The organism is Bacillus cereus group sp. Sample62 (assembly GCF_036851315.1).
Taxonomy (GTDB): Bacteria; Bacillota; Bacilli; order Bacillales; family Bacillaceae_G; genus Bacillus_A; species Bacillus_A wiedmannii.
Map to the genome: position 1 here is coordinate 2686379 of NZ_JAFLPK010000001.1, position 12466 is coordinate 2698844.

A 12466-nucleotide genomic window follows, 5' to 3' on the forward strand; every position below is an offset into this window, starting at 1 on the left:
ATAACAGGAGGACAATATGGCATTCTCATTTCCTACAATAAAAGAATTTCTAAAAACTTTATCAATTGATCGTACATACAACATGCAACCTATTCAGCGAGTTGGCGAAACATTTTATTACTGCCCTTCTACTACAAAAGAATATAACTGTGCAGTTATACATGAAGATGATTCATTTAACGCTTTAATTAACGCGTTTTCCAATGAACGATTCATTATCATCATGAACGGAAATAAAGAGCCTATATGCTGTATAACGGCTCAACAAATCATTCCGTTTCTTGTTAAGACTTACAATGAACTACAATCTTTTTATAACACCGTAATACAAACAACGGATTCTTCTGTTACAGTTATCGATGATAAAGAATGTGTTCGCACTTGGACAGATGGCGCCGAAAAGATTTTTTCGGTCAACCATACTGAAATTATTGGACAACCTATCACTCGTTTTTTTGACTATAAAGATTTAGAAATCTTGCAATCATTACATGACGGAAAAAGCATAATCGCTCAGTTCCATCAGCCTCGTCCAGATTTGTTCGTATTAATTAATTCAAATCCAGTGTATTGTAACGATGAAATTATCGGAGCTGTCGTTTCAGAAACTGATGTAACAAATCAAGTCGCTTTAAATGAAAAACTATTTAATATGTCACATGAAATGCACCGTTTAGAACAGGAGGTTGCAAAGTACAAAGATGAATCCGATCCTTTCCTTGCGATGAATGGAAAAAGCCCTGTTATACAAAGAACGATTCAATTAGCTAGAAAAGTTTGTTCGGTGAAATCAACTGTTTTAATACTCGGCGAAAGTGGTGTTGGAAAAGAAGTATTTGCAAAAGCGATTCATGAAGCAAGTGAATCAGCTAAGGCACCTTTCATTTCAATTAACTGCGGCGCCATTCCAGAAGCGTTATTTGAAAGTGAATTATTTGGGTATGAACGCGGGGCGTTTTCTGGTGCAAGTAGTAAAGGCAAAAAGGGTAAAATAGAGCTCGCGCAAGGCGGTACATTATTTCTAGATGAAATAGGAGAAATGCCGCTCGATATGCAAGTAAAACTGTTGCGTGTACTACAAGAACGAAAATATTACCGAGTTGGTGGAGAGAAAGAGATTCATATTAATTTCCGCATTATCGCTGCTACAAATCGTGATTTACAAGAAGAAATGAGAAAAGGCACGTTTCGAGAAGATTTATACTATCGCCTAAATGTAGTTAGCTTGCATATTCCACCGCTGCGTGAAAGACGCGAAGATATTATTGAATTGACCTATTCTTTCTTAAACGATTTTTCAATCAACTATAACAGACCAATTCGTGACTTGCCTTCAAGCATTATGCATGAACTGCTTCATTACAATTGGCCAGGTAATATTCGCGAGCTCCGAAACGTTGTTGAAAGACTTGTCGTATTTGCAACTGACGGTATTATAAAACAAGAATATTTACCATTTCATACAACTGAAACGTTAGACAATCATACGGCTCATTCCCTATTACTCAGCAACAATAATACAATTCTCTCTTTGCAAGAAGAGATGGACGAACATGAGAAAAAAGTCATTGAGAGGGCTTTACGTATTTTGAATGGGAATAAATTAGAATGTGCGAAACAGCTCGGTGTTACGAGGGCCACTTTATATAACCGCCTAAAAAAACTCGGGTTACAATAAACCTTCCTCCTCTATTTTGGCATAGTTTTTGCATAATAATTTGTGCAAACCGAACTAGAGGAGGAATACATATGACGAATAAAGATCACTTAATTGTTTGTCGATGTGAAGAAGTTACATACGGACAACTTCAATCGACAATTGCTGAATATAAATGCTCGGCAAGAGAATTAAAACTAAGAACACGTGCTGGCATGGGATTTTGCGGTGGCCGCACATGTAGAATGATGATAGATCGAATGATTGAAAGTGCAAATCCCGACGTAAACACTAATGAAATTCCATTAAAATATCAACCACCCGTGCGCGCAGTTACCTTTGGAGCGGTAGGTGAAAATCAATGAATAGAATTACACACCACCCGATTTTAGGGAGTTTAAATAGTAGTAAGCGCATCACTTTCCAATTTAACGGGCAACAATATGAAGCATATGAACATGAAACCATTGCGGCGGCTTTACTTGCAAACGGGATACGAACATTAAGAGTACATGAAGATAGCGGAACGCCGCGAGGTATTTACTGTAATATCGGGCATTGTTCTGAATGCCGCGTGACAGTAAACAATCAAACGAACGTACGAGCATGCTTAACTGTTGTAGAAAAAGATATGGTAGTTGATAGTGGTAAACAGCATCCAAATATCGTGAGAGAGATGGTGAAAAAGCGATGAACGATGTCATTATTATCGGTGCTGGACCAGCAGGTTTGTCAGCCTCCATCTCTTGTGCTCGTTTTGGACTAAATGTACTTGTTATTGATGAATTTATGAAGCCTGGCGGAAGATTGCTCGGACAATTACATCAAGAACCTACTGGAGAATGGTGGAACGGAATAGAAGAATCAAAACGCCTTCACGAAGAAGCAAAATCACTTTCAGTTGATATTCGATGTGGTATTTCCGTCTATAATTTAGATAAAGATGAAAGTTCTTGGTTCGTACATACGAATATCGGTACGTTAGAAGCACCGTTCGTTTTACTTGCTACTGGCGCTGCTGAGTACTCAATCCCCCTTCCTGGTTGGACACTTCCAGGAGTCATGTCGATTGGTGCAGCCCAAGTAATGACAAATGTACATCGCGTTCAAGTTGGGCGAAAAGGAGTAATTATTGGCGCTAACATTTTGTCCTTCGCTATTTTAAATGAATTACAATTAGCGGGAATTAAAGTGGAACAGATCGTACTTCCTGAAAAAAGTGAATTAAGTCAAAAGGCTGGTGAACCAGAAGAAGTTTTAAACTCTCTATTACATGCTGCACACCTTGCCCCTTCGCCTTTATTACGTATAGGTAGTCGATTGATGAAATATAATTGGGCGAAACAAGCTGGATTAAACTTCTATCCAAATAACGGTATGAAAATAAATGGCACACCACTTCACCTTCGAAAAGCAGCTCTTGAAATTATCGGTACAGATCAAGTTGAAGGTGTACGCGTTGCTAATATTGATACGAAAGGAAACATCATAACTGGATCGGAACAAATATATGAGGCAGACTTCGTTTGTATTGCTGGTGGCTTATACCCTCTTGCTGAGCTAGCCGCTGTAGCTGGTTGTCCTTTCCGTTACATTCCGGAATTAGGCGGACATGTTCCACTGCATTCCGAAACAATGGAAACCCCTCTTCCCGGTTTATTTGTAGCCGGAAATATAACAGGCATTGAAAGCGGAAAAATCGCGATGGCACAAGGAACAGTTGCTGGATATTCAATCGTAAAACAAGCAAATACAAAATCCCATTCGGTTGAACAACACTTGCAACAGGCGATCCAACATGTACATACCGTACGACAACAAGCTGCCATTCAATTTAACCCGATGGTTGATGTTGGTAGAAGCAAAATGAATGAAATTTGGCGTGATTATTCCCTGGCATATGCACATACTAAAAAGAGCTGCTGAGATTACTCTCAACAGCTCTTTTTTCTACTCATCTGAGTTATTAAACTTTGCTAATGCGTAAATGCCTTCTTCATCATCTAATTCAAGTTGTAATCTTGCTGCGAATGAATTGACATTATATTCTCTGTCAAGCAATAAGCGTAGTGCTTCGATTAAGTTCGCTTGAATTAAAATTTGTTTGCGATCATTTACTTCTACTTCAGCAGAAAAACCGTAATCATCGTCATACATTAATTCAACTAAAACTTCTTCTGGACCAACTTGTCTTTTTTCAGCGATATATACGCAAAGTGCATTTATTAATTCTTGTTCAGAAATTTTTATTGTTTCCATGCTACTTCATCTGCCTTTTTCTTACGTTGATCTTTGAAGTATTTAAATGCACGAATTGCTAACATTACAATACCAGCCATTACTAACATATTTACCATAAATGCTAATACAGAACCAAGAGCTCCCATATTTGCAAATAAGCTACCCATTAGTAAACCACCAAGACCACCTAGTAATAAACCTTTCATAAAGCTTCCTTTATTACTTTTCGGCGCTGTGTTTGTTGCTTTTGTTTTTGAATCTGTTGTCGTTTTTTGTGAATTTACGTTACTATCTTTTTTGTTCAAATCAACTTTTGACTTTTGACCAGAACTTGGTGTGTATGATTTTTTACCAGATTTGTAACTCTTCGCTGCTGCGTGATCTACAAACATGAAGCTACTAGCTCCAAAGATAACCATGAATGCTGTCATGACTGCTACAAGTTTTTTCAACATATTATATCCATTCTCCTTTTATATAGATATATGTGAAATCTACCTTTCTAGTAAATTCAGAATGATAGATTTATTTTTAAGAACATTTAAAGGTTCTTATGAACTCATTATATGAACTTTTGTCGAAATATGCAAGCATTATTTACTTCCAACAGTTTAGTGACAAAGGAAAAATTAAGCAAAACTGAATTGACTTTAAATGAAACAAAACATATTATAAGTTCATAAGAACTTTTTATTATTTTGGAGGTGAAAAGATGGAAACATTTCATCTCACACGAAACGAAATGGCAACCCTCCTTCTATCATTAAGAGGATGGAATACGAAAAAGCCGCTCGGTATTTTACAAGAAGCTTGGGCAAAGTCACATAAAAAAGATATTGAAAGCGGACAAAGCGTAACTGCTTTTATTACTACCGCACTTTCACCTATTTTTGAAAAACTAATTAAGATTGAAGATACGGACGTTGGTTTTTCATTAAATGAAATAGTTGCGCTTGGAAATCAAATTGAAAATACAAGTTTCTCAGTAACGGCCATGCAAAACTGGGTGAAACGAGATATAAAAGAAATGATTGGCTCTCCTCAAAAAGGAAAAAAATATTCAATTGAACAAGCAGCCTTACTATTCATTGTTGAAGATTTAAAAACAGCACTTGATTTTGAATCCATTCGTAAGCTATTACGCCTTATCGTAAATGACCCAGCCGATCGAAGTGATGACTTAATCAATCCTGTTCATTTATATGGAGCATACTCTTCTCTATTTGAAGAACTCAATCAAGGTAATTGCTTACAACTAAATGCAACAGATACAATCCATACAATTGAAAATATCGTGAAAGAAAGAGCTGATAAAATTGCAAGCAAGTTCGATCAGGTTAATAACGAACAACGTGAAGCAATTCGTAACGCTATTATTATTGCGACACTTTCTGTACATACCGCTTATGTACAAATGTTAGCGAAACGTTACGTAACAGCAACTTTATTTTTACAAAATTTAGAAGTGAAACCGTAAAAAATAGGAGCAGAAATGCTTCTATTTTTTTATAATGAAAACAAGCATCCACCTGTTATATATTTAGAACAGGTGGATGCTTGTTTCTCTAAGTATTAATTATAAAAAACAATAAGCGCCTATTATTAATTCAAAAATGAATATTTCATTCTATTAAATTTCGAACAAATTTTCTCGATAAATTTAATTCCTTCATCTTTGTAACTCTTTACAAATTTCGATTTGAGCTTTTGAGCTATTAGCAAAACTTAACCAACCCTGTTCCACATTACTAGTGTTTTCAGTTACCAAAAGTTCAACGATATCTAGATGTGAAACATTCGTTGTTATCGATTTATTTATACCATTAACTTTAGCACCTGACATATATTTAGCAATCTCAGGTTTTAATGCGAAAGCAAAATCAATTACAGTAGAACCTTGCGGTAAGTTCACGGAATCTAACTTAGGAGTAAATGCTACAATGTTATCTTGGAATAGTTCATATGATACTAAATCATAAAATTCAATCGCATCTTGAGTTACTAGATCATTTGTCTTAATAAAATGATCCATCAATTTATGAATTATATTTTGCATATCCTTATCAGTTATACTTTTTGTAAGAATATGAAATACCCCTTTATCTCGTATCTCCTGATTTATTTTTGTTTCAATACATATCATTATTTCATGGTTATTGATTACCACTTTGGTCTTTAAGTATTTGTTTAATACATCACTTTCAATTGCTATATTATCTTCAAATTGATATGGAATTGGTTTGTATAGCTGATGTATAATTCCTAATATTTTATAACAGTCTAAATTATTTGAGGCCGTGATAATTATTTTTGACACTGCTGTAATATCTTGAATATCTTGGAGACGAGAATAAGCTGTATAAATAGGGCTTACTTCATAGTCAACTTCAAATATTAAAGATGTATTTAGAAAATTATTTATATCTTGCATGATATTTTGAGACAAATCCTCTAACAACTTAACATACTTTTGTAAAAGAATTTTCATTCCCTTATATTTAGAATGATTAAGATAAAAAAAGCCTAAATCTTCTAACTCGTGTTGAATATGAAATATCCCTAGCCTTTTACAAATCGGAGCGAAAATTTTGAGTGTTTCATTTGCATAAGGAATTTGTTTCTTTACAGCTTTCACCTGTAAAGTTCTCATGTTATGTAGACGATCTATCACTTTAATAATAGCTACTCTTATATCTCCTTGCGTAGCTAACAATAATTTCTTTAAGTTTATTGCTTCATACTCTTCTTTATTAGGGATTTGTTTTTTATCAATTTTAGTTAACCCTTCTACAATATCAGCCACTTTTTTACCGAATATATCACGTATATACTCAATTGTATAATCTGTATCCTCCACCACATCATGTAATAACGCTGCAACTAAAGTTATAATATCCGCCTTACAATCTAACAAAATTTCTGTAACTGCAAATGGATGAGTAATATACGGCTCACCTGAAACGCGAAATTGTCCTTCATGAGCTTTCTCGGAAACTAATATAGCTTTATGTAATTGTTCTAATTCTGCTTTATGTAGATATGAGGCCTTTTCTAATAATTCCTTTTTCATATTTTCACCTTCATCACGTTAATTTTCTATAAAAATTTTATTAACATTATAATTCGTTATTTGAAAGTGAAGTACCTGTCTAAGTGATAAGAGAATATTTATTATCTCTTCATGAAAACTAGGCTTATATACTTTACTATAATACCTATGAGAGACATAAAAGAATTGAAATAGCAATCCCCTATATAAATAAGGTATAATCTACATATGGTGAACCTTTTATGTTATTAAATAAATGGTTCACCTATTCAAAAATACATAAACTAGAAGGTGCAACAATGGTAAGTAGTTTTATTCATTCAGTATTAACGTTTTTTGAAGGATTAGGTTATTGGGGCATTATGCTTGGGCTAATGATTGAAATTATTCCAAGTGAAATCGTCCTAGCTTATGCGGGATTTTTAGTATTCAATGGTAGTATCTCATTTGTAGGCGCCGTTGTATTCGGTACAATTGGCGGTGTTATTGCCCAAATCTTTATTTATTGGATTGGACGATACGGTGGACGCCCTATATTAGAACGTTACGGAAAATATATTTTCATTCATAAAAAACAAATAGATGCAGCTGAAGATTGGTTTAATCGTTACGGAACTGGTGTAATTTTCACTGCACGTTTTATTCCAGTAGTACGCCATGCGATTTCAATACCTGCTGGTATTACAAAAATGCCATTACTACGTTTCACTACATTAACAGCACTTGCAATCATTCCTTGGTCTATCATTTTCATTTATTTAGGTGAAAAACTAGGTGAAAATTGGGAGAATATTAATGATATTGCTGGGCCATATGTGAAATCATTCGCAATTGGCGGTGTCATACTCGTTCTTTTATACTTCATTATTAAAAAATGGACGAAAAAACGTAAAAATCTTGCTTAAGATAAAAAATAAAAACCGCTATACATTCATTACGAACTATAGCGGTTTTTTATGTTTAAATTGACTAATCTTTAGAAATGACAAGAAAACCCCTCAGTTAACATTTACATGGATAAGCAACAATTCACTCGTCCATTTCGTATATTATCTCAAAAAGGAGTGATTTCCCTATGCATTGGCAACAAAAAATACAATACTTAATCGGACGCCCTATCGGCATTTCTTTCATGAACGGGCAAGGTACTTCTGGTGTATTATGTTCAGCACATGATGGTCAATTATATGTGTATGAATACCTTTATCAAGCTCAATTCGCAATGAAGCATTATGATTTTAGACAAATTCAAGATATACATGCCTTTCCGAATTGTCCACATCAAGATACTCTGTACTAAAAAAGGAACAGCTTATAGCCGTTCCTTTTTCTCCACACTTATTTCTCAGTATAAAAGTTTTGTACCGCTTCATCAAAGTAAATCCAGCCTTTCCAACCTAAATGAATTGTATCTTTTAAGAAATACTTATCATATTCATGGCCAGAGAAATCAACAACTGGGTATCCTGCATTCTCAACTTGTTCCCGAACTTTTTTATAATACACTTCACGGCGCTCTTTAGGGAAACCAGCGTAATCATACCATGGTCCGTTTACAGGTACAGAAATAAAGAGTGGCTTAACATTTTTCTCTTTAAAAATATTTAAAACAATTTGTAAGTCATCATATTCTGGTGATTCTTCATACGATTCATTTGCTCTAAAGTTTTTTAAACCTTTTAATTTTTTCTTTAAATTATGTTTATAGTAATACGGATTTTCAATTCCGAATGTGTTTGTAGTAGATTCCAATTTCCCTTCTTCCTCCGCATGTTTACGTGCATCTACCCAAGAAATTGAACGTAGCCCCATATTTGTTTTTTCTTTCATCGGTTCAATCTTAAATAAAGAGTTAAATAAATCTCTATGATCTAATATATTTCGATGCATATAAGCAAGTGGTTTAACTAAACCTGCTTTTATGTTATGTTTCGTATCATTATATACAATACCTTCTAATGAATGCTTTAATATATCATCTTTTTGAACAACTTTATAGTCTAATAGTCGTTTCGCAATTTGCTTCTTCATTTCAGCATTTATTTCATCATTAAAAATAAAATGATATGCTTGTTGCTTAGAGAAATTGTTCGTAAAATCCCCCTGTGATACCCCAGTCTTTGTAAACCATTGTGGTGATAGAACAAAGACTACTTTTTTACCTTCTAACTCATCCATTGTAGACGTCATATTTAATATATGAGCTAAACTTTGTGTACCGCCAATCCCCATTAAATATGGCGTAAAACCTGCGGGATTTACTTTGAAGTAATTAGACGGATGATATGCATCCATTCGTAAAAATTCAGATGAACCATACATCGGTAAATACTGCGAATTCTCTAACATTTTTTGCTGTAAGAAAACACTTTGCAATTTTTCTTTTTGCAAGGAAGTTGCTGCATCTTCTACCTTCTTATCACTAATAAGTGATACTAAACTTTTCGATGGGATGAGTATGATAATGAAAAAAAGCACACACGCTAAAATTATGGGACCAAAAGCATGCTTCATTTTCATCGTCTCTTCCTCTTTCTATCGCTATTAAATTGTAACCCTTGTTTTTGACACGCCATCATTTCTCTCCTTTTTCTCTATACATGTTCCATTCTATTTATCTATTATATACATGTATGTATTTCTTTCCTTGTTCTATTAAGTCCTATATAAATAGCACAAGAAAATGTTTCCATAGAAACACGTTAATTATACAAGATTCTACATAAATTTCACACTGGAATTTTACTAATAATTTTATTTTTAAGACATGAAAAAATATATAAAATGTCTATACATTTGAAACTGCACAAAAAAACAGACTATCACATACGTGAAGTCTGTTTCCCCATAATTTTATTTCTGCACATCTGCCCATTTTAAACTTGTAGCTGGACCGAATTGATGTACATATAAATCTTTCACATGCGGCTTTTGTAAGTAAGATAATCCGCGCTGGAATACCGGTGCAATTACTGCATCATCGAGTAGCATTTTTTCAGCGTCTTGCATTGCTTTCCAACGAGCTTTTTCATCATTACCTAATTCTGTTTTAATCTTCTTAATTAACGCATCATATTCTGGGTTTGCATATTCTGTATTGTTCACACTACTTCCAGAAAGGAATACTTCTAAGTAAGTCATTGGATCTGGATAATCCGGTAACCAGCGTGATAATGACATTTCATATTCTTTCTTCTTCTCTAACGCTAGTTTTTGCGTGTGTGGTTGTAATTTTACATTTACTTTTAAGCCTGGTAAGTTTTTCTCTAGCTCTTCTTTAATGTATTCTCCTACTTTTTTGAAGTTTTCTAAGTCATAGTTTAATAACTCAAGCGTCACTTCATTTGAACCGGTCTCTTGCTTCGCCTTTTCCCAATATTCTTTCGCCTGTTTTACATCAGTTTTATTAAACTCACCTGCTGTACTTCTAAAATCTTTTTTATCTGGACCTTTTAAAAATCCTTTTGGTACGTAATAGTTAGCAGCAACCGAACCATCATTTAAAAATGAAGTCGCAAGTCCTTTCTTATCAAACACTGTACTTAGCGCGAGCCTTGCGTTTTTATTTTTAAGAATCGGTACATTTTCATTGAATCGGAAGAAGTACATAACCGGATCTGTATATTGTTTTAGCTCTTTATTATTTTTATATTTATCGACGAATTCTGTAGAAATGACAGCTCTATCAACTTTATCTGTTTCATATAAATTTACCGCAGTTGAAATTTCTTTAACAATTTGATAGTTTACTTCATCTAGCTTCACTTCTTTTTTATCCCAATACTTATCGTTTTTCTTCATTGTAAAGCTTGCTTCATGCTTCCACTCTGATAATGTAAATGGCCCGTTATACACCGCTTTATTTGCTTCTAATCCGTACTTATCGCCCTGCTCTTTCGCATACTTTTCGTTAATTGGATAGAAGGACGGTAAAATAAGTAATTTCGTAAAATACGGCACTGGATGTTCTAGTTCTACAACGAATGTTTTATCATCCGCCGCTTTCACTCCTAATTCCTCTAACCCTAATTGTTTCTTATTTATTTTCTCCGCATTTTTCACATCGTACGCAATGTATGCATATTGAGAGGCAGTATCCGGATTAATAAGCTGCTTCCAAGCGTATACGTAATCTTGTGCTGTTACTTGATCTCCGTTAGACCATTTCGCTTCACGCAAGTGGAATGTATATGTTTTTCCATCTTTACTTACTTCATATTTTTGTGCTCCAGCCTCAATCACTTCATCATTTTTCGATAAACGGAATAATCCTTCCATTACGTTATTTAAAACGTTAAATGATACTGCATCTGTTACTTTCCCTGAATTTAATGACGGAATTTCACCAGTTTCTAGTAACTGTAATACTTTCTTTTCATCTTTCGGCTTTGTCGTTGTTTTTTCTTTTGCGCATCCTACTAAAAATGAAGAAACTAATAGAGTACTAACTAATGAGTAACGAACAACTTTTTTCATTTGAAAACCCCCTCTATTTTTTAAGGTAAGTAACGACGAGCACCAGCGTATTCTTCTATATATCCTGGTGTATTTAGCGGTATAATTTCAACTGATCTTTCAGCTCTTGGTGAGTGAATCATATTTCCGTCACCAATATACATAGCAACATGGTGAACACTACCTTTTCCTTGATCATGTGCAAAGAAGATTAAATCGCCTTTTTGTAAATTTTCTTTATCAACTGCAATTCCATTTCTCGATTGCGGACCAGAATCTCGCGGAATAGTAATACCGTGCGATTTATAAATCGTATGTGTAAATCCAGAGCAATCAAATCCAAAACCACTCGTACCAGCCCATATATACGGTAATCCTAAAAACATTTTTCCAGTGTTTATTAAATCATCAGCCGCCGGAGTTGGAATATCATTTTGCGAACGGTAAACCGTTCCATCATTTTTTCGTAGCCAAGCTTTCTGTCCGTTTGGTAACAACACGCGGTACGAAATTGTATCTTCACTTAGTAGCGGCAGTCGCGTATTATAACTCACTTCAATCGATTTATGTTTTTCAGAAGGGTTAATATACAAAATGGCTGTCGGTTTCGTTACTAATACGAAAGGTTCATTTGTTTTATCTGCAAAATCTTGATTATATGTTAATTGTTTTTCAGGCATCCATCCCGGGTAACCTTCTTCGTTTCGTGGTGTTGGTTGACCATGGACTAACACTTTCACCCAGTCGCCTTTTTTATCAACAACCGTTACTTCTTGACCTAATAGTGCTTGCGTTTCTAATTTATTTGCATTTGTTAACCAAAGTTTCTCGTCAAGCGTCATCGATTTCGTCCACTTCCACAAATCAACTGGATTTGTAGCGCTCGGTACATCTATCGGCCGTAATGAATCAGGCGCAGTCCAAAGTGTTGCGGCAGATACATCGATAAACGCTTTACTATCCTTCTTCTCTTCAGCATTTGCTGATGTAAACGATGAAAATATAAATAAAGTTGTTAAAAATGCAGTTCCTACTTTTTTCATACATATCCCCCTTAAAAGATA

General features: G+C 34.5%; 13 protein-coding genes. 7 read left to right on the forward strand and 6 right to left on the reverse strand.

Annotated features, from left to right (window positions below):
• The first annotated feature begins 16 nt into the window (after positions 1-16).
• The 4 genes from J0835_RS13605 (at position 17) to J0835_RS13620 (ending at position 3583) form a co-directional block, all read left to right on the forward strand.
• Complete coding sequence (locus tag J0835_RS13605) at positions 17-1678, forward strand: sigma-54 interaction domain-containing protein (protein WP_087980693.1); 1662 nt, start codon at positions 17-19, stop codon at positions 1676-1678.
• 71 nt (positions 1679-1749) lie between these two features.
• Entirely contained in the window at positions 1750-2022 is a 273-nt protein-coding gene (locus tag J0835_RS13610) for a (2Fe-2S)-binding protein (protein WP_016087518.1), read from the forward strand.
• Complete coding sequence (locus tag J0835_RS13615) at positions 2019-2351, forward strand: (2Fe-2S)-binding protein (protein WP_001080017.1); 333 nt, start codon at positions 2019-2021, stop codon at positions 2349-2351. The genes J0835_RS13610 and J0835_RS13615 overlap by 4 nt, the downstream gene beginning before the upstream one ends.
• A complete protein-coding gene (locus tag J0835_RS13620) occupies positions 2348-3583 on the forward strand; it encodes an NAD(P)/FAD-dependent oxidoreductase (protein ID WP_087980694.1) in 1236 nt (411 codons plus the stop codon). Before J0835_RS13615 ends, J0835_RS13620 begins: the two co-directional genes overlap by 4 nt.
• Before the next feature lie 24 nt (positions 3584-3607).
• Here J0835_RS13620 and J0835_RS13625 read toward each other — a convergent pair whose 3' ends face one another.
• Together J0835_RS13625 and J0835_RS13630 are read right to left on the reverse strand one after the other, a co-directional pair.
• The gene (locus J0835_RS13625; RefSeq protein WP_087980695.1) at positions 3608-3916 is read right to left on the reverse strand and encodes a YxcD family protein; all 309 of its coding nucleotides are present in this window, start codon (positions 3914-3916) and stop codon (positions 3608-3610) included.
• The gene (locus tag J0835_RS13630) at positions 3904-4353 is read right to left on the reverse strand and encodes a hypothetical protein (protein WP_087980696.1); all 450 of its coding nucleotides are present in this window, start codon (positions 4351-4353) and stop codon (positions 3904-3906) included. The genes J0835_RS13625 and J0835_RS13630 overlap by 13 nt, the downstream gene beginning before the upstream one ends.
• 257 nt (positions 4354-4610) lie before the next feature.
• Between J0835_RS13630 and J0835_RS13635 the strand changes: the two genes are divergently transcribed.
• On the forward strand, positions 4611-5375 hold the full coding sequence (locus J0835_RS13635; RefSeq protein WP_087980697.1) for a DUF1836 domain-containing protein: 765 nt from the start codon (positions 4611-4613) through the stop codon (positions 5373-5375).
• 192 nt (positions 5376-5567) lie between these two features.
• Here the strand turns inward: J0835_RS13635 and J0835_RS13640 are convergent, their stop codons facing one another.
• The gene (locus J0835_RS13640; RefSeq protein ID WP_087980698.1) at positions 5568-6968 is read right to left on the reverse strand and encodes an HD domain-containing protein; all 1401 of its coding nucleotides are present in this window, start codon (positions 6966-6968) and stop codon (positions 5568-5570) included.
• Between the two features lie 278 nt (positions 6969-7246).
• Here J0835_RS13640 and J0835_RS13645 point away from each other — a divergent pair, with 278 nt between their 5' ends.
• Positions 7247-7852 carry a DedA family protein gene (locus tag J0835_RS13645; protein ID WP_087980843.1) on the forward strand — a complete coding sequence of 202 codons (606 nt, stop codon included), beginning with the start codon at positions 7247-7249 and terminating at the stop codon, positions 7850-7852.
• Between the two features lie 170 nt (positions 7853-8022).
• On the forward strand, positions 8023-8247 hold the full coding sequence (locus J0835_RS13650) for a hypothetical protein (RefSeq protein ID WP_087980699.1): 225 nt from the start codon (positions 8023-8025) through the stop codon (positions 8245-8247).
• Between the two features lie 38 nt (positions 8248-8285).
• Here the strand turns inward: J0835_RS13650 and dltD are convergent, their stop codons facing one another.
• The 3 genes from dltD to J0835_RS13665 all read right to left on the reverse strand — a co-directional run bounded on the left by dltD (position 8286) and on the right by J0835_RS13665 (position 12445).
• Positions 8286-9467 (reverse strand): D-alanyl-lipoteichoic acid biosynthesis protein DltD, encoded by a 1182-nt coding sequence (dltD, locus tag J0835_RS13655; RefSeq protein ID WP_087980700.1) that lies wholly within the window; start codon positions 9465-9467, stop codon positions 8286-8288.
• Positions 9468-9800: 333 nt separating this feature from the next.
• Complete coding sequence (locus tag J0835_RS13660; protein ID WP_087980701.1) at positions 9801-11423, reverse strand: peptide ABC transporter substrate-binding protein; 1623 nt, start codon at positions 11421-11423, stop codon at positions 9801-9803.
• Between the two features lie 20 nt (positions 11424-11443).
• On the reverse strand, positions 11444-12445 hold the full coding sequence (locus tag J0835_RS13665) for a C40 family peptidase (RefSeq protein ID WP_087980702.1): 1002 nt from the start codon (positions 12443-12445) through the stop codon (positions 11444-11446).
• Between the last annotated feature and the right edge of the window lie 21 nt (positions 12446-12466).